This window comes from Pseudoroseomonas ludipueritiae (assembly GCF_014490445.1).
Classification (GTDB): Bacteria; Pseudomonadota; Alphaproteobacteria; order Acetobacterales; family Acetobacteraceae; genus Pseudoroseomonas; species Pseudoroseomonas ludipueritiae.
The window spans coordinates 78,760-95,340 of record NZ_JACTUZ010000005.1; the positions used below are offsets into that span (position 1 = coordinate 78,760).

Annotated in this window: 15 protein-coding genes and 1 riboswitch; of the genes, 9 read left to right on the forward strand and 6 right to left on the reverse strand. The window is 69.6% G+C overall.

What is annotated here, in order from left to right:
• Positions 1–76 precede the first annotated feature (76 nt).
• From IBL25_RS02980 to IBL25_RS02990, 3 genes are all read left to right on the forward strand, one after another.
• On the forward strand, positions 77–1,063 hold the full coding sequence (locus IBL25_RS02980) for a Bug family tripartite tricarboxylate transporter substrate binding protein (RefSeq protein ID WP_187777069.1): 987 nt from the start codon (positions 77–79) through the stop codon (positions 1,061–1,063).
• A gap of 162 nt (positions 1,064–1,225) precedes the next feature.
• The gene (locus IBL25_RS02985) at positions 1,226–2,185 is read left to right on the forward strand and encodes an ornithine cyclodeaminase family protein (RefSeq protein ID WP_187777070.1); all 960 of its coding nucleotides are present in this window, start codon (positions 1,226–1,228) and stop codon (positions 2,183–2,185) included.
• A 105-nt stretch (positions 2,186–2,290) separates the two neighbouring features.
• Positions 2,291–2,671 (forward strand): cupin domain-containing protein, encoded by a 381-nt coding sequence (locus IBL25_RS02990; protein ID WP_187777071.1) that lies wholly within the window; start codon positions 2,291–2,293, stop codon positions 2,669–2,671.
• A gap of 42 nt (positions 2,672–2,713) precedes the next feature.
• On the opposite strand, the gene IBL25_RS02995 is transcribed toward IBL25_RS02990, so the two are convergent.
• Together IBL25_RS02995 and IBL25_RS03000 are read right to left on the reverse strand one after the other, a co-directional pair.
• On the reverse strand, positions 2,714–3,916 hold the full coding sequence (locus IBL25_RS02995; protein ID WP_187777072.1) for an MFS transporter: 1,203 nt from the start codon (positions 3,914–3,916) through the stop codon (positions 2,714–2,716).
• A gap of 197 nt (positions 3,917–4,113) precedes the next feature.
• Positions 4,114–5,349 (reverse strand): D-alanyl-D-alanine carboxypeptidase family protein, encoded by a 1,236-nt coding sequence (locus IBL25_RS03000; protein WP_187777073.1) that lies wholly within the window; start codon positions 5,347–5,349, stop codon positions 4,114–4,116.
• A 58-nt stretch (positions 5,350–5,407) separates the two neighbouring features.
• Positions 5,408–5,495: riboswitch (glycine riboswitch) on the forward strand.
• Positions 5,496–5,662: 167 nt separating this feature from the next.
• Here IBL25_RS03000 and IBL25_RS03005 point away from each other — a divergent pair.
• Complete coding sequence (locus IBL25_RS03005) at positions 5,663–6,304, forward strand: trimeric intracellular cation channel family protein (protein WP_187777074.1); 642 nt, start codon at positions 5,663–5,665, stop codon at positions 6,302–6,304.
• Between the two features lie 20 nt (positions 6,305–6,324).
• Here IBL25_RS03005 and IBL25_RS03010 read toward each other — a convergent pair whose 3' ends face one another.
• Positions 6,325–7,098 (reverse strand): HugZ family pyridoxamine 5'-phosphate oxidase, encoded by a 774-nt coding sequence (locus IBL25_RS03010; protein ID WP_187777075.1) that lies wholly within the window; start codon positions 7,096–7,098, stop codon positions 6,325–6,327.
• Positions 7,099–7,606: 508 nt separating this feature from the next.
• On the opposite strand from IBL25_RS03010, the gene IBL25_RS03015 reads away from it, so the two are divergent.
• From IBL25_RS03015 to IBL25_RS03025, 3 genes are all read left to right on the forward strand, one after another.
• Positions 7,607–9,343, forward strand: coding sequence for an acyl-CoA dehydrogenase C-terminal domain-containing protein (locus IBL25_RS03015; RefSeq protein WP_187777076.1), 1,737 nt, complete (start codon positions 7,607–7,609; stop codon positions 9,341–9,343).
• A gap of 99 nt (positions 9,344–9,442) precedes the next feature.
• A complete protein-coding gene (locus tag IBL25_RS03020) occupies positions 9,443–10,681 on the forward strand; it encodes a CaiB/BaiF CoA transferase family protein (RefSeq protein WP_187777077.1) in 1,239 nt (412 codons plus the stop codon).
• A gap of 4 nt (positions 10,682–10,685) precedes the next feature.
• Positions 10,686–11,657: a D-2-hydroxyacid dehydrogenase family protein gene (locus tag IBL25_RS03025; RefSeq protein WP_187777078.1), complete on the forward strand. Its 972-nt coding sequence runs from the start codon at positions 10,686–10,688 to the stop codon at positions 11,655–11,657.
• A gap of 11 nt (positions 11,658–11,668) precedes the next feature.
• Here the strand turns inward: IBL25_RS03025 and IBL25_RS03030 are convergent, their stop codons facing one another.
• The 3 genes from IBL25_RS03030 to IBL25_RS03040 are packed head-to-tail and all read right to left on the reverse strand — an operon-like array spanning position 11,669 to position 14,637.
• A complete protein-coding gene (locus tag IBL25_RS03030) occupies positions 11,669–12,634 on the reverse strand; it encodes a Bug family tripartite tricarboxylate transporter substrate binding protein (RefSeq protein WP_187777079.1) in 966 nt (321 codons plus the stop codon).
• 13 nt (positions 12,635–12,647) lie between these two features.
• The gene (locus IBL25_RS03035; protein WP_187777080.1) at positions 12,648–13,406 is read right to left on the reverse strand and encodes an enoyl-CoA hydratase/isomerase family protein; all 759 of its coding nucleotides are present in this window, start codon (positions 13,404–13,406) and stop codon (positions 12,648–12,650) included.
• A gap of 40 nt (positions 13,407–13,446) precedes the next feature.
• Positions 13,447–14,637: a CaiB/BaiF CoA transferase family protein gene (locus IBL25_RS03040; protein ID WP_187777081.1), complete on the reverse strand. Its 1,191-nt coding sequence runs from the start codon at positions 14,635–14,637 to the stop codon at positions 13,447–13,449.
• A gap of 241 nt (positions 14,638–14,878) precedes the next feature.
• Between IBL25_RS03040 and IBL25_RS03045 the strand changes: the two genes are divergently transcribed.
• Positions 14,879–15,808, forward strand: coding sequence for a LysR family transcriptional regulator (locus IBL25_RS03045; protein WP_187777082.1), 930 nt, complete (start codon positions 14,879–14,881; stop codon positions 15,806–15,808).
• Positions 15,805–16,569, forward strand: a complete 765-nt coding sequence (locus IBL25_RS03050) for an enoyl-CoA hydratase/isomerase family protein (protein ID WP_187777083.1) — start codon at positions 15,805–15,807, stop codon at positions 16,567–16,569. Before IBL25_RS03045 ends, IBL25_RS03050 begins: the two co-directional genes overlap by 4 nt.
• Positions 16,570–16,581 lie beyond the last annotated feature (12 nt).

The window sequence follows — 16,581 nt, forward strand, 5'->3', positions numbered from 1 at the left end:
GCCCACCAAGACCACAGGCGCAACGACGCCAGAACACCGCACGGCTTCTACTGTCTCGTAAAAGGAACGGTACCGAATGCTCCGCTTCACCTTACCGCTGCTGGCGTTGCTGATGCCGGCGATTCCCGGCGCCCAGGCGCAGGAGGCTTCCTGGCCCTCGCGTCCCATCACCATCCTGGGCGGCTTTCCCAGCGGCGCCGGCACCGACATCTATGCCCGCAAGCTGGCCGAGCCGCTGAGCCAAGTGCTGAACGTGCCTGTGGTGGTGGAGCCGCGCACCGGCGCCGGCGGCAATATCGCCTCCGACATCGTCGCCAAGGCGCGGCCGGATGGCTATACGCTGCTGCTGGCTACCGCCGGCACGCATGCCATCAATGCGGCGCTCTACAGCAAGCTGCCCTTCGACGCCTTCAACGACGTCACCCATATCGCACTGCTGGGCGATGTGCCCAATGTGCTGCTGGTGAATCCGCAGAAGAACCCTGATATCCGCACCTGCCAGGACCTGCTGGCGGCAGCGCGGGCGCGGCCCGGGCAGTTGAACTACAGCTCCACCGGCAATGGCGCTTCCTCGCACCTGTCTGCCGTGCAGCTCTCCAGTGCCGCGGGCATCGACGTGCTGCATGTCCCCTATCGCGGGCAGGGGCCGGCGATGACGGCGCTGCTCTCCGGCGATGTCACCTTCTTCTTCAATCAGAGCGGCCCCTCCATCGCCGCCGTGCAGCAGGGCCAGGCCCGGGCGCTGGCGGTTTCCACCGAGCGCCGGCTGCCGCCGCTGCCGGATGTGCCGACGGCGGCGGAAGCCTGCGGCCTGCCGGGCTTCGTCACCAGCACCTGGTACGGGCTCATCGCGCCTCCCGGCCTGCCGGCCGAGATCCAGGCGCGGCTGAGCCGGGAAGTCACCCGCATCATCAGCCAGCCGGCCTTCCGGGATTGGCTGGTCACCTCGCAGGGCATCACCCCGCCGGTCGATCCGTCGCCCGCGGCCTTCCGCAAGATCCATGAGCAGGACATCGCCAGCTGGGCCGCCGTGGTGAAGCAGTCCGGCGCGACGGTGGACTGACCTCGCCTTTCGTCAGACGGGGGAAGGCTCCGCCTTCTCCCCGAACGCCATCGGGCAAGCGATGCCCGCGCATCATGGGCGCCACGCGGCCCGGGCGGCGGATTCTTCATCCCGTCTCTTTCTTTGGCCCGGCACCCGTGATGCAGCAGAGGACGCGCCGCCGTGAGACATGACCTTCTATGGCTATCGGCCGATGACGTTGCCGCCTGCGGCCTGTCGCCAGCCGCCATGAACGATGCTGTCGAGGCCGCATTCAAGGCGGTTGCGGCTGGCGAGGCCCGCACGCGGCCGGCACTCTCCATCCCCGTCGGCGGCCCTTCCAGCTTTCGCGCGAAAGGTGGCGTGATCAATGCCGAGGGCTTCGGCGCGGTGAAGTGGTATGGCTACTTCCCCCGGAACGCCGCGGCTGGTCAGGCCGAGTACCGGCCCCTGATCCTGCTCAACGAAACCGAGACCGGCTTCCCCGTGGCCGTCATCAATGGCGAATGGATCACCGCCACGCGCACGGCGGCGATCAGCGCCGTGGGAGCCAAGTACCTTTCGCGCCCGGGCAGCGACACGGTTGCCTTCATCGGCTGCGGCACGCAGGCGCGATCGAACCTGGAGGCCCTGCGGGCCGTGCGGCCGCTGCGCCGCGCCCTTCTCTGCGGCAACCGCCCCGAAACCACCGCCGCCTTTGCCGACTTCGTCCGCGCCAGGGGATTGCAGGCCGAGGTCATCCCCGACCCCCGCGACGCGCTGCGCGAGGCCGATATCGTCGTCAGCACCGTGCCGCGCCTGGCGAAGCGCACGCATTTCCTGGATGCGGACTGGATGGCGCCGGGCGGCTTTGCTTCCATGGTCGATTCAGGCGTGGCCTGGGATGGCGCGACGATGGGCGCCTTCGATATCCGCTTCTCGGATGACGTCGAGCAATCGGAGGGCCATGCCGAGAAGGGCGACGCCGTGACGACCTATCAGGGCAGCCTGGCCCAGGCCGTGAGCGGCGCGTCCGGCCGCGGCCATGCATCGCAAAGGCTGGCCCTCATCTTCTCCGGAACGGGGCTGGCGGATGCGGCGGCGGCCATCGCTGTTTATCGCGCCGCGCAGGCACTTGGCCTGGGGCGTCGTCTGCCGCTTTGAGCTTCGGCAGTGGCGCCGGCGGGTTCAGAGCCGGCTTGTCCTGGGCAGGAGCGGGTTGATGGCGGCCTCACGCGCGCTCAGGCTGCCGGCTGGTAGAAGAGGGCCATGAGCATGGAGCCGGCCAAGTCCCCCATCTTTGGCCATCTGGCCAGCAATGGCCCTCGTCCCGCCCCGGGCGAGGAATGCTTCCACGATCTGCTGACCGCCGCTGGCGGCGCCCGGGTCGAGCGCATCCTCTCGCTTGGCGCCGCCAGCCCGCCAGGCTTCTGGTACGAGCAGGATTGGGACGAATTCGTGCTGGTGCTGTCCGGTGCCGCCGTGCTGGCTTTCCAGGATGGCCGTGAGCACCGGCTGGAAGCCGGGGACTACGCCATTCTGCCCGCCTTCTGCCGCCATCGGGTCGCCTGGACGGACCCGGCCAGGGAGACCCTCTGGCTCGCTGTCCATATGCCGCCGGGCGCGGCCGCGCCCGGCGGGCAAGACTGAGATGCCCTGGCCACCCGCTGGTGGCGGGAATGGCCGCGCGCCTTACGCGGACCGGCGGAAGCTCAGCCAGGCCAAGGGGATCTGCGCCAGCAGCGTGGCGGCGGCATTGAGCTTGAAGGCGGTGCCCATGCTGCCGGACATCAGCGACACCGCGCCGAAGAGCGGTGGGCCGATGATATAGCCCACGAAGATCAGGATGGTGCCGCCCGCCATGGTCTCGGCGATCATGCCGGGGGGCGCGCGGCGCGCCATCTCGGCATTCTGCACGCCGTTCCAGCTGGAAACGGCGATGCCTGCGACGGCCGCGAGCAGGAAGAGGCTCCAGACCGGCCAGTGCGGGCCGCTGAGGGCCAGGACGCCGGTGGTCGCCGCCGAGGCGAGGCAGCAGAGGCGGAGCACGGTGAGGCCGGGCATCAGCCGGTCCGACACCCAGCCCAGCAGCATGCGGCCGCCGATGGAGACCGTCTGCATGGTGGCGAAGAGGGCGCCGGCGAGGGACAGCGAGAAATCCAGCTCGATGGCCGCGTAGGTGACGAGGAAGGCGAACCAAGCCCCCTGGCCGATGGCCATGAAGCAGCCGGCGAGGCCGACAGGAACGAGGCCCGGCGCCTTGCCCAGCACGGTGAGGGGACGGGTGAGGTTGCTGGGCGAGAGGAAGGTGGCCAGGCTCAGGCGGCGGCTGCGGTCCCGGTTCGCATCCAACTGGTCGCGCATGGGCTGCACGGCGAGGATGGTGAGCACAGGCAGCAGGGCGATGGCCAGGATGGCGCCCTGCCAACCCAGGCTGGCGGCAGCCAGCGGCAGGATGAGCCCCGCGAGCACGCCGCCTAGCGGCACGCCGGCCTGCTTGACGGAGAAAAGCAGGTTGCGGTGCTGAGGCGGGGAAAGGCGTTGCAGGATGTCGCCCCCGCCGGAAACCGATGGGCCGTAGCAGAGGCCCATCAGGAAGCTGCCGGCCAGAGCGGCGAGGTTCAGCGGCAGCGTGAGCATCAGCGCGCCGATGACGCCGACGGCCATGCCTGCCTGCAGGCTGCGAATGGAGCCCAGGCGGTAGATCAGCGGCGTGCCAGCCATCAGGAAGACCACCGACCCCGCCGTGTTGAGCGAGGCAAGCCAGCCGATCATGTCCGTGGACCAGCCATGGGCGGCCAGCATGGGCGGTGCGAGGGTGGCGGCGATGCGGGAGAGGATGGTGGCCGTGGTCTGGATGACCAGCACGGCGGCAAGGGGGGCAATCCAGGACATCTTGCCGGCCATTCTCGGCCTGTGGCCGGAAATGGAAAGCCCAGGGCGGCGAGAAAGGCCTGGGGCGGTGCCGAAAGAGCCCGATGCCAGGGCTTCGCCGCTCGCCACCACACGTCAGCAAAAGGGTGGAGGCATTTGCAGTGGCTCAGGCGCAAGCCGCCTCGGCGAGTCCCGCCTCCAGGACGTTGCGCCAGGGTTCAGCCAATGAAGCGCACCACCTGCAGCGCCACCCAGTCCAAGAGCCGCAGCGGCCAGGCGGCGGGGGAGGCTTCCTCCAGCGCCACCAAAGGCGCGGTCGCGAGGACCTGCCCGTCCCGGATCGCCTCGGCCTTGCCGAGCACGGCGCCGCGTGGCAGCGGCGCGAAGGGCGCGGGCTCATCCAGGGTGACGCGAAGCTCGGCCTCCACGCCGGCTGGTAGCACCACCCGCTGCGTCCGCTCCACGCCCAGCGCCACCTCGCCCTCGGCGGAGCCATGCACGCGCAGGCGCTGCAATTCCCGCCCGGCGGTCAGAACCTCGGCGATGTGGAAGGCGCTGCCGGCGTAATCCAGCAGCAGTTCGGCGCCGCGGGCCCGCTCGGCCTTGGAAGGCGTGCCGAGCAGGATGGCGATCAGGTCGCGCTCCTGCCCCGTGGCGCCCAGCACGCGGCGGCGGGCGGAGATGATGATGTTGTAGCCGGCGGCCCTGGTGTGGCCGGTCTTCAGCCCATCCACCGAGGCGTCGCGGGTGAGCAGCGGATTGGTGGCTTCCTTCTGGAACTGCTGGAAGGTGAAGCGCGGCGCGTTGGTGATGGCATAGACCTGCGGGAAGTCCCGGTCGAAGGCCAGCGTCAGGCGCAGCAGGTCCTCGGCGGTGGTGTAGTGGCTGGGGCCGGACACGCCCGAGGGGTTGTTGAAATGCGTCCCCGCCATGCCGAGGCGGGCCGCCGTGGCATTCATCCGCGCGACGAAGGCCTCCTCGCTGCCTTCCACCGCGCTGGCCAGGGTGATGGCGGCATCATTGGCCGAGACGATCAGCAGCCCCTCGACCAGCGCCAGCAGGGGGAGGCGGTTGCCCGGCCGCAGGTACATGCGGGTTTCGTCCGCCTTCACGCGGCGCACCGCCTCCGGCGCCGTCATCAGCTGCTGCCAGCGCAGCCGCCCGTCGCGCACTGCCTCAAATACCACATAGGCGGTCATCAGCTTGGTCAGCGAGGCTGGCTCCCAGCGCTGGCCGGGGTTGGAGGCGGCCAGGATCTCGCCCGCGGCGCGGTCATAGACGAGCCAGGAAGCCGCGGGCACGGCGGGGGGCGGCAACTGCGCCCGGGCCGGCGCTGCGGCCAGGCTGAGGCAGGTCAGCAGCAAGAAGAAGGGGCGCGGCAGGTGGAACATGGCGGCGGAAACTAGGCGGTACGGCCCCCGGCCGCCATCCGTCTTCCGGTTGCGAAACGCCACCCGGGCATCCCGCCCCGCCGAAGATTGACAGATGCGTGGCTCCCGGCCGATAAGCGCGCCCTCCCTTGCGGGAGAGAGAGGCATCTGCCTCCGCCGAAGGCGCAAACTCCCATAATCGCTCAGGCATAGAGTACCGCAGGGATATCGTGTGCCGTCTGGAGAGAGGCCGGAACGCCGCCCATAGCGCGTTCAGGCCCACCGAAGGGGCAGGCTCCATCCGTGGGGCTGAAACTCTCAGGTAAAAGGACAGCGGGAGAGGCACACCAGGACGCGCGGCTCGGCGTGCCCTGGCTCTATCCGGAGCCGCTCTCCCATGGATTCGCCCGTGCCTTCAGCATCCCTCCTGGCCGCCATCTACCTGGTGGCCATCACCGCCGAGGCCATGTCCGGTGCGCTCGCCGCCGGGCGGCGCAACATGGACATCTTCGGCGTCGCCGTCATCGCCTTCGTGACCGCGCTGGGCGGCGGCACCATCCGCGACCTGACCCTTGGCCGCTTTCCCATCGGCTGGACCCAGCATCCGGAATACGTCTACCTGGTGATCTCCGCCGGGCTGCTGACCACGGTGGTTGCGTCCTTCATGGGCAACCTGAAGCGCGTCTTCCTGGTGCTGGACGCCATGGGGCTGGTGGCTTTCTCGCTGATCGGCTGCAGCGTCGCGCTGAAGATGGACTACCCGACCATCGTCGTCATCATGTCCGGCATGATCACCGGCATCTGCGGCGGCATCCTGCGCGACGTGCTGTGCAACCAGGTGCCGGTGGTGTTCCGGCGGGAACTCTATGCCAGCGTCTCGCTCGCGGTCTGCGCGCTGTTCCTCAGCCTGCGCGCGCTGGGCATCGATACCGACCTCAACACCGCGATCAGCTTCACCGCTGGCCTGACGCTCCGCCTCCTGGCGATCTGGGGCGGCTGGAGGCTGCCGGTCTTCTCCTACCACCAGCGCTGGGAATAGGCGGGGAAACCCGCCGCCGGTCAGCCGGCCGCCTCCCGTGCCTGCCGGGCCATCCTTGCCAGGAGGGCACGCAGCGCCCCCGGGTCCCGTACCGGCTCGGGGAAGGGGATGCGCAGCGGCGGTTGGCCTTCCAGCAGCAGGTCCATCCCATCCGGATCCAGGCCCGTCAGCCGCCAGGGGCCGGGGATGGCGCCGGCCATCCGGGTGGCGTAGAGGCCGACCGCCTCGGCATGGTCGGCGTTCATATGCGCCACGGCCTCCGGCTCGGCGGCCAGCAGGGGCCCGGCGTCCGTCAGGTCGGTCAGCAGCGCCTCGGGCGGCAGTTCCGGGGCACGGCCGAAGCCCGCCACCAGATGCGCTGCCCGCGGCCGCACCCGCCAGAAGCCGAAATCCGGAAAATCGACATAAAGCGCCGCCTTCGGGTGCCGGGCCAGGAAGCGGCCCCGCAGGTGCGGCGCCGCCGCCCGCTCCACGGTGCCGGAGAGGGTCAGGCGCGGATGCGCCAACGGGTCGCCCTTGCCGCCACGCGCCAGCAGCAGCGACACACGGCCATCCGCCGCCATGTTGCGGCTGTGCAGCGCGAGACGCGACGCCAGAAGCAGCGGCGATCCATCGAAATCCGTGGCCATCGTGACCAGCGAGACGAAAGGATGCCCGCCCGCCGGGTCCAGCGTGGCCAGGGAGGCGGTCAGCGCCTCCCGCAGCAGGGCACGGGCCAGGGCGGGGTGGTCGCCGGCGCCTGGCTCGGGCAGGCGCTCGGCACGCGGGGTGATGGAGGGGCCTTCGGTGCTCATGCGCCGCATCCTGCCACGGGCGCGGGGCGGCCGCACTCGTGAGTTCGGCTGCTCGATCTGCCGGTTGACGCGTAGAAGAGCACCCGTCACATCTCGGGTTTGGTGGCAAGAAGCATGGCGCCGCCACGCGGGGCAGGATGCCGATGCCCTGCCGCGCTTCTGCCAGCCCCGCCACGGTCAGGGTCTGCCGCGCCTGATAACGCATGGGGGAGGGTGAGGCCCTGGCTGTTGGCAAGATCCTCCACCACTTCCCGCGACCTGGCCATCATCACCAGCGGGTGGCGTGTCATCAGGCGCAACCCGGCGCGCGGGCGGCTGGGCAGCAGGTCCGGCGGATTCGGACCCCAGGCCGAATTTCACGTCCTGCGCCCGCACGTCGGAGGCGCCGCCGTTGCCGCGCCAAAAGCGCCGATACTGATGACATCCCGCGCGAGATTCTCGATATGTCGGCGCAGGATGCTGCCCGGCTGCGCGCCAGCGGCGTGATCTGAACCAGGGGAACCGCCCGATGCCCGCCTATACCGCGCCGGTCGACGACATGATCTTCGTGCTGGGAGAGTTGCTGGACGCGCCCGCCGTGCTGGCGCCCCTGGGCGGGGAAGAGGTGCCGCTCTCCCTGATGGCCGAGGTGCTGAGTGAGGCCGGGCGCTTCTGCGAGAAGGTGGCCCAGCCCATCAACCGCAGCGGCGACGAGGAAGGCTGCGTGCTGGAGAATGGCGCCGTCCGCACGCCGAAGGGCTTTCCCGAAGCCTATGCGGCCTTCGTGGAGGGCGGCTGGCCGGGCCTGTCCCACGCGCCGGAACATGGCGGGCAGGGGCTGCCGCGCGTGCTGCAGGTGCTCTTCGACGAGATGCTGTCCTCAGCCAATTTCTCCTTCGGGCTTTATCCGGGCCTGACGCGCGGCGCTGTGGAGGCCATCGGGCGCCATGCCGATGCCGGCCTGAAGGAAGCCTACCTGCCGCCCATGGTGGAAGGCCGCTGGATGGGCGCCATGGCGCTGACCGAGGCCCAGGCCGGCACCGACCTCGGCCTGCTGCGCGCGAAGGCGGAGCCGCAGGTGGATGGCAGCTACCACGTCACCGGCAGCAAGATCTTCATCAGTGCCGGTGATCATGACCTGGCTGAGAACATCATCCACCTGGTGCTGGCGCGGTTGCCGGATGCGCCGCCGGGGGTGAAGGGCATCAGCCTCTTCCTGGTGCCGAAGTTCCTGCCGGATGCCGAAGGGCGCCCCGGGCAGCGCAACGGCGTCTCGGTGGGTTCGATCGAGCACAAGATGGGCATCAAGGCCTCCGCCACCTGCGTCATGAACTATGACGAGGCCACCGGCTGGCTGGTCGGCGCGCCGCACCAGGGCCTGCGCGCCATGTTCACCATGATGAATGCGGAGCGGCTCTTTGTGGGCATCCAGGGCCTCGGCATCGCGGAAGCCGCCTACCAGGGTGCCAGCGCCTATGCGCGGGAGCGGCTGCAGGGCCGTGCGCCGGGAGCCGCCGCAGGTGGCGCGCAGCCCATCCTGGTACACCCGGATGTCCGGAAGATGCTGCTCAGCATCAGGGCCTTCGCCGAAGCCGGCCGCGCGCTGGCAGCCTGGACGGCGCTGGAGATGGAGAAAGCCGCGCGCCACCCGGACCCTGCCGCCCGTGCCCGCGCCGATGGCATGGTGGCGCTGCTGACACCGGTCATCAAGGCCGCCTTCACCGACCTCGGCTTCGAGGCGGCGGTGCAGGGGCAGCAGGTCTTCGGCGGCCATGGCTATGTGCGTGAATGGGGGATGGAGCAACTGGTGCGCGATGCCCGCATCGCGCAGATCTATGAAGGCACCAATGGCGTGCAGGCCATGGACCTGGTGGGCCGCAAGCTGACGATGGATGGCGGCGCCCTGCCGCGCGCCTTCTTCGCCGAGATCCGCGACAGCCTCGCCGCCCATGCCGCCTCGGAATTCGCCACCCCCGTGCTGGAAGCGCTGAGCCGGCTGGAAGCCGCCACGGAGGCCCTGGCCGCCCGCGCCGCCGCCGACCCCGCCGAGACTGGCGCGGCGGCCACCGATTACCTGCGCTTCTTCGCGCTGGTGGCGCTGGGCTGGATGTGGGCACGCATGGCGCTGCTGCCCTCCGCGCCCCCGGCCAAGCAGGCGGTGGCGCGCTTCTTCATGGCGCGCGTGCTGCCGCAGACCGTGGCGCTGGAGCTGGCCCTGAAGGCCGGCGCCGCGCCCCTGATGGCGCTGGAGGAAGCCGCCTTCTGATCCATGCGCGGGCAGCACAGATGTTGTGCTGCCCCTGCCCGTGCCCGCCCCGCGCGGTTGCCCATAACACTGCGGCAAGCCTTCGGGAGGAGATTTGCCATGGGCGCCGCTGCGGGAATGCCGCCTCTGACGGGGTTGCGCGTACTGGACTTCACCCGCGTCATCGCCGGGCCTTACCTCACCATGATGCTGGCCGATCTGGGCTGCGAGGTCATCAAGGTGGAAAGTCCGGCCTATGGCGACGATACCCGCCTGAGCCAGCCGCCGGGCAGGGGCGGTGAATCCGCGATCTTCATGGGCCTCAACCGCCACAAGCGCAGCGTGGTGCTGGACCTTGCCCGCCCGGAGGGCCGCGACTTGGCCCGCCGCCTGGCGCTGGAATGCGACGTGCTGGTGGAGAACTTCCGCCCCGGCGCCATGCAGCGCCTCGGCCTGGATGACGCGGCGCTGCGGGAGGCGCATCCGGAGCTGATCTATTGCTCCATCTCCGGCTATGGCCACCACAGCCGCTTCCGCGACATCCCGGGCTATGACCCCATCGCCCAGGCCGAAACCGGACTGATGTACATGACTGGCGATGCCAGCATGCCGCCGATCCGCTCCGGCGGCTCCGTCATCGATGTGCTGACGGGCATGCATGCCGGCATGGGCATCCTGGCGGCGCTGCATGCGCGGGCACAGACGGGGCAGGGGCAGTTTGTTGATCTCTCGCTCTACGACACGGCGCTATCCTCCCTTGGCTTCATCACGCAGGGGCCGCTGCTGACGGGGCGCGATCCGCAGCGGCTGGGCAATACCTCCTTCTTCATGGCACCCAACGGTGTCTATTCCTGCGCCGATGGCGATGTGATGATCAGCGCCGGCAACAACCGCCTCTTCGCCCGGCTCTGCGAGGGGCTGGGCCTGCCGGAAATGCCCTGCGACCCGCGCTTCAACAGCAACGCCGCGCGCCTGACCAACCTGGAAGCGATGAACGCCATGCTTTCCGCTCGCCTCGGCCAGAAGCCGCGCGAGGAATGGGTGGTGAAGCTGCGGCAGGTGGGCGTGCCGATCGGCGCCGTGCGGACGCCGCTGCAGGCTCTGTCCGCCGTGGAAACCGAGGCCAGCGGCATGTTGCATGAGGTGGAGCACCCGGCAGCCGGCACGATGCGCACGGTGGGCAACGCGATCCATCTTTCCGGCACGCCTCTACGCGCCCCGGCCCCGGCGCCCGTGCTGGACCAACATACGGACGGGGTGCTACGGGATGTCCTGGGGCTGGAGCCGGAGGAGATCACCCGGTTGCGCCAGGAAGGGACCACTGGCCCGGCGCGCCAGCCTGCCGCGGCGGAGGCCTGAAAACATGACGCCGCCACGCTGCGTGATTCTTGACGACTACCAGGATGCCGCCCTGCGCTCGGCCGATTGGTCCAGCCTGGAAGGCCGCGTGCGGGTCGAGCCCCTGCGCGAGCATCTCTCCCCCGAGGAACTGCCCGCCGCCATCGGCGATGCCCAGATCGTGGTGGCGATGCGGGAGCGCACGCGCTTTGATGCTGCTACCCTGGCCCAACTGCCGGCACTGAAACTGCTGATCACCACCGCCATGCGCAACGCCTCCATCGACATGGCGGCGGCGGCGGCGCGCGGCATCACCGTCTGCGGCACCCCCAGCGTGCCCAACCCGACACCGGAACTGACCTGGGGCCTGCTGCTGGCCCTGGCCCGGCAGATCCCGCAGGAGCACGCCAATCTGCGTGCCGGCGGCGCCCAGTGGCAGACCAGCCTGGGCTTTGACCTGGCGCGCAAGACCATCGGCATCATCGGGCTTGGCAATATCGGGCAGGTGGTCGCCCGCTATGCCCGCGCCTTCGACATGTCCGTCCTGGCCTGGAGCCCCAACCTGACGGCGGAGCGTTGCGAGGCCGCCGGCGCGCGCCTCGCGCCCTCCCTGGACGCGCTGATGTCGGAGTCCGATGTGGTGACGCTGCACATGGTGCTGGCGCCTAGCACACGCGGCATGATCGGCGCGCGGGAGATCGGGCTGATGAAGCCGGATGCGCTGCTGGTGAATACCTCGCGCGGGCCGCTGGTGGATGCGGCGGCCTTGCAGGCGGCGCTGCGGGAAGGCCGCATCGGCGGCGCCGCGCTGGATGTCTTCGAGGAAGAGCCGCTGCCGGCCGGCAGCCCCTGGCGCAGCCTGCCGAACCTCGTGACCACGCCGCATCTCGGCTATGTCAGCGCGCGCAACTACGGCCAGTATTTCACCGGCGTCGTCGAGAATATCGATGGCTGGCTGCGCGGCAGCCCGGTGCGGGTTCTCGCCGCGCCAGGCTGACCGCCTGCGGCTCAATCGAGCCGCAGGTTCCGCTCCTTCACCAGCTTGCCCCAGGAGGCGCGCTCCGAGGCCAGCTTCGCCGTGAACTCGGCGGGGCCGAGGTAGCGCGGCTCCAGCCCGCCGCGGATCAGCTTCTCCTGCGTCGCGGGGTCTTCCACCGCGGCGCGCACATCCCGGGCGATGCGGTCCCGCAGTGCCTCCGGCAGGCCCTTGGGGCCGATGAAGCCGTACCAGGTCTCGGAATCCATCGGCACGCCGGATTCGCGGATGGTGGGCACCTCCGGCATGTCCGCGCCCCGCGTGGCGCGGCCGCTGGCCAGTGCCTTCAGCTTGCCTTCCCGCACGAAGCTCATGGTGCCGGCGGTGTCGAAGACCGCATCGACATTGCCGGCCATCAGGTCCGTGATGGCGGGGGCGGAGCCGCGATAGGGCACATGCGTCATCTGGAAGCCGGCCTGGCTCGCCAGCATCTCCGCCGCCGTATGCGTGCTGCTGCCGACGCCGGAGGAGCCGAAGCTGACCCCGCCGCGCGTGCGCTTGGCATAGGCGATGAACTCCTGCAGATCATTCGCCGGCAGATCCTTGCGGATATAGAGCACGCCGACGGAAATGCCGATCTGCGCGATGGGCACCATGGCACTGGGGTCGAAGGTCAGGTCCCGCATCATCAGCGGGTTCATGACGAAGCCGAAGGCCGTCAGCAGCAACGCATAGCCGTCCGGCGCCGCCTGCGATGCAGCGGCGGTGCCGATCATGGTTCCGCCGCCGGGGCGGTTGTCCACCACCACGCCATGCTTCCACACCGCCGAAAGCGGCTGGCTGATGGCACGGGCATAGATATCCGTGGGCCCACCGGCCGCATAGGGCACGATGAGCTGCACGGGGCGGCTGGGGAAATCCGCCTGCGCCCGCACAGGGCGCGCGGCGGCCAGCCCGGCCGCACCCAGCAGCAGGGCCAGACCGCGTCTTCGCAACATGGTCCTGCTTCCCTCAGCGGCCGACAAAGACCGGCGCGCGCTTTTCCAAAGTAGCGCGGCGGGCTTCCTGCGCGTCCTCGGTACGGGAGAGGGCGACGGTGAAATCCTGCTCCATCCGATAGGCGTCGCGCGGCGGCATCAGGTCGGCGATGTCGCAGGAGCGCTTGGCATAGCCGATGGCCAGCGGGCTCTTGGAGGCGATGGTGGCGGCTATGGCCATGGCCTCCGGCATTAGCTTCTCCTGCGGCAGCACGGCCTCGATGACATTCATGCGGTAGAGCTCGCTGGCCGGGACGCGCTTGCCGGTGAAAAACAGATGCCGCATGTGGGAGCGCCCCAGCAGGCTCTTCAGCATCGCGGCGCCGCCGGCCAGGCCGACATCGATCTCGGGCATGCCGAAGACGGCTTCCTCGGCGGCCAGCATGATGTCGCAATGCGCCATCAGCGCGAAGCCGAGGCCCAGCGCCGCGCCATTCACCGCCGCGATCACCGGCTTCTTGCATTCCATGATGGAATTGCCGGTCTCGCGCGTCACGCGGTTATGCGCGCCAAAGACGCCGGGCTTGGAAGGGTCCGGCCGGTCCTTCAGGTCGGCGCCGGCGCAGAAGACCTTGTGCGCGGACCGCAGGATGGCGACGCGGGCGTCGTCGCGATCGCTGATCTCGTCGAAGACCTCGATCAGCCGGTGCCGCATCTCGCGGTTCATGGCATTCACCGGCGGCCGATCCAGGGTCACGACGGCGATGTAGTCGGACACTTCCAGATGGATCATCTTCTTTCCTCCCTTGTTGTTTATGCAGGCGGCAGTGGATTTAGGCGGCGGGTTCCAATCCCAGCTCGCGCAGGATCTCGTCCGAATGCTGGCCCAGCATCGGCGGCGGGCGGTCGAAGGAGAGCGGCGCCTCCCTGAAGCGCAATGGGCTCACGATCTGCGGCACGGTGCCGCTGGCCGGGTGCGGCAGTTCGCGCACCATCTGGCGGTGCCGCACCTGCGGATCCGCCAGCACCTGCGGCACGGTGTTGATCGGGCCGCAGGGTACGCCGGCCCTGGTCAGGCCTTCCACCACATCCTGCACGCGCATCCGCCCCAGGGCGGCGCGCACGCCTTCCAGCAGTTCCGGCAGGTGCTGCAGCCGGCTGGGATTGTCCAGGAAGCGCGGATCGGTGGCGAATTCCGGGATGCCGATGACATGGCAGAGCCGTCGGTACTGTGCGTCATTGCCGACGCCAAGCGCGATTTTGCCATCGGCGCAGGCGAAGACATCCTGCGGCTGGATATTCGGGTGCTTGTTGCCGCTGCGCTTCGGGGTATTGCCGGTCAGCAGGTGGTTCATGCCCTGGTTGGCCAGCAGCGCGGTGGCGACATCCAGCATGGCGATATCGGCATGGTCGCCGCGCCCGGTGGCATTGCGCCGGGCCAGGCCGGCCAGGGCCGCGATGGCGGTATAGAGCCCGGTTGTCAGGTCGATGATCGGCACGCCCACCTTTTGCGGCCCGCCGCCGGGCAGGTCGTCGCGCTCGCCGGTCACGCTCATCAGCCCGCCCATGGCCTGGATGGCGAAGTCATAGGCGGCGTCCTGCGCCCGCGGCCCGTCCTGCCCGAAGCCGGTGACCGAGCAATAGACGAGCTGCGGCGCGATCTCCTTCAGGTCGTCATAGCCCAGGCCGAAGCGGGCCAGGTTGCCGACCTTGTAGTTCTCCAGGAGGATGTCGGACTTCACCGCCAGGGCGCGGATCACCGCCTGGCCCTCCGGCGTCGCGAGGTCGATCGCGACCGAGCGCTTGCCGCGATTGACGCTGAGGAAATAGCCGCTCTCCCGCGTGTCCTGGCCATCCTGGCCCTTCAGGAAGGGCGGGCCCCAGGCGCGGGAGTCATCGCCCACCTCGGGCCGCTCGACCTTGATGACATCGGCGCCCAGGTCGGCCAGCACCTGCCCGGCCCAGGGGCCCGCCAGGATGCGGCTGAGATCGAGCACGCGGATATGCGAAAGCGGACCTGCCACGCGCGGACCTTTCCTCAACACCAGGGTTCTTGGGCCGCGAGGCGGCCGTCGCGCGCATGCTACCAGCCCAGGGCCTCGGCGCGCCGGCATAGAGGTGCACAGCATTTGTGCAATATCGGCACAAGCACCCGGACAGGGGCCGCGGCGGTGTCTGGCCAGCACGATCGGGGCTGGACATCGCGGTGCCAATGCGGCGAGATCAGGCACCACGACGGGCACACGTCGGATGAGGAAACCGGACTTGAATTCGCTTGCCGACCTGCAGCTCTTCATGAGCGTCGCGAGCGCGGAGAATTTCTCCGCGGCGGCGCGTCAACTTGGGCTGCCACCATCCTCCGTCTCGCGCCGCATCGGCGCAATCGAGAAACGGCTGGGCGTCGCGCTGTTCAAGCGCACGACGCGGGACGTGACACTGACGGATGCCGGCAGCGCCTACAGCAAGTCCATCACGCGCATCCTGGCGGACCTGCAGGAAGCGGATCTCGCCGTTTCCCGCTTCTCCCGCATGCCGGAAGGGATGCTGCGGATCGAGAGCCGCCCCGGGCTATCGGCCTGGCTGCTGGCGCCGGTGCTGCCGCAGTTCCTGGAACAATATCCCACCATCCAGGTGGACCTGAAGCTGACCAACGGCACGCTGGAGACGCTTTCGCCCGGCACCGATGTCGGCATCCGCTACGGGCTGGCCAAGCCTTCCTCGCTGGTGACACGCAAGATCGTCACCACCCGGCAGGGGCTCTACGCTTCCCCACGCTATCTGCAACGGCATGGCGAGCCGAATTCGCCCGACGAATTGCACGAGCATAACTGCCTGGTCTTCAGCCTGGGCGACAGCCCGGTGAGCTGGCGCTTCCGGCGCGGCGACTACGACCGCACGTTGCAACTGCGCGGCAGCCTGCGCAGCAACGATGTCAGCACCCTGGCTACCGCCGTGGCCGGCGGCCTCGGCATCAGCGTGGCGCATGAATGGGTGGCGGAGGAACATGTGCGCCAGGGGCAGGTGGTGCGGGTGCTGCCCGATTACGAAGTCACCACCATGAACAGCTTCGACCTGCATGTCTGCGCGCTGTATTCGCCGGCGCTGAAGAACGTGCAGAAGGTGCGGGTCTTCATCGACTTCCTGATGACGACGCTGCGCGCCTCCGCCGCCGCTTCGGCCGCCGCCGCCGGATGACGGCGGAACAGGGGCAGCTTCCCAGCCTCGTGCTGGAAGGCGAGCGTGCGACCATCACCCTGCGCCGCCCGCGCCACCACAACCGGCTGGAGCCGCCGGACCTCACGGAGCTGCTGCGGCTGTTCCGCACCGTGGAGGAAGCGCCGGGGCTGCGCGTACTGGTGCTGACCGGCACCGGCGCCTCCTTCAGCGCCGGCTTCCATATCGGCGCCTTTGGCGAGGGTGCCGGCGCCGCCACGCTGGAAGCGGTGGTGGAGGCGCTGGAGCGGCTGCGGGTGCCGACCATCTGCGCCCTGAACGGCAGCGTCTATGGCGGCGCCACTGACCTTGCCCTGGCCTGCGACTTCCGCCTGGGGGTGGAAGGCATGCGGCTGGTGATGCCGGCGGCGCGGCTCGGGCTGCATTACTATCCCAGCGGCATGCACCGCTTCGTCAGCCGGCTGGGCCTGGCCACCGCGAAGCGGCTGTTCCTGCTGGCCGAGCCACTCGACACCGCCGCCCTGCTGGCCTGCGGCTATCTGGACGAGGCCGTGCCCGCCGCCGAACTGTCCGCGCGCGCCGCCGCCATGGCCGCACGCCTGGCGGACCATGCGCCGCTGGCGGTGCAGGGCATGAAGCAGGCGCTGAACGACATCGCCTGCGGCCGGGCGGATGATGCCGCCATCGGCGCCCGGGCTGCTGCCGTCTCGCTGTCGGAGGATTTCGCCGAGGGCCGCCGCGCCTGGGCGGAGAAGCGGCCGCCGCGTTTCAGCGGCCGCTGAGGCGCCGCGCGG

Coding starts and splice junctions, on each gene's coding strand:
- IBL25_RS03020 (WP_187777077.1), top strand. CDS start 9,443: ATGGGCGCCGCTGCGGGAATGCCGCCTCTGACGGGGTTGCGCGTACTG.
- IBL25_RS03010 (WP_187777075.1), bottom strand. CDS start 7,098: ATGAGCACCGAAGGCCCCTCCATCACCCCGCGTGCCGAGCGCCTGCCC.
- IBL25_RS02990 (WP_187777071.1), top strand. CDS start 2,291: ATGAGCATGGAGCCGGCCAAGTCCCCCATCTTTGGCCATCTGGCCAGC.
- IBL25_RS02995 (WP_187777072.1), bottom strand. CDS start 3,916: ATGTCCTGGATTGCCCCCCTTGCCGCCGTGCTGGTCATCCAGACCACG.
- IBL25_RS03035 (WP_187777080.1), bottom strand. CDS start 13,406: ATGATCCATCTGGAAGTGTCCGACTACATCGCCGTCGTGACCCTGGAT.
- IBL25_RS03025 (WP_187777078.1), top strand. CDS start 10,686: ATGACGCCGCCACGCTGCGTGATTCTTGACGACTACCAGGATGCCGCC.
- IBL25_RS02980 (WP_187777069.1), top strand. CDS start 77: ATGCTCCGCTTCACCTTACCGCTGCTGGCGTTGCTGATGCCGGCGATT.
- IBL25_RS03050 (WP_187777083.1), top strand. CDS start 15,805: ATGACGGCGGAACAGGGGCAGCTTCCCAGCCTCGTGCTGGAAGGCGAG.
- IBL25_RS03030 (WP_187777079.1), bottom strand. CDS start 12,634: ATGTTGCGAAGACGCGGTCTGGCCCTGCTGCTGGGTGCGGCCGGGCTG.
- IBL25_RS03015 (WP_187777076.1), top strand. CDS start 7,607: ATGCCCGCCTATACCGCGCCGGTCGACGACATGATCTTCGTGCTGGGA.
- IBL25_RS03005 (WP_187777074.1), top strand. CDS start 5,663: ATGGATTCGCCCGTGCCTTCAGCATCCCTCCTGGCCGCCATCTACCTG.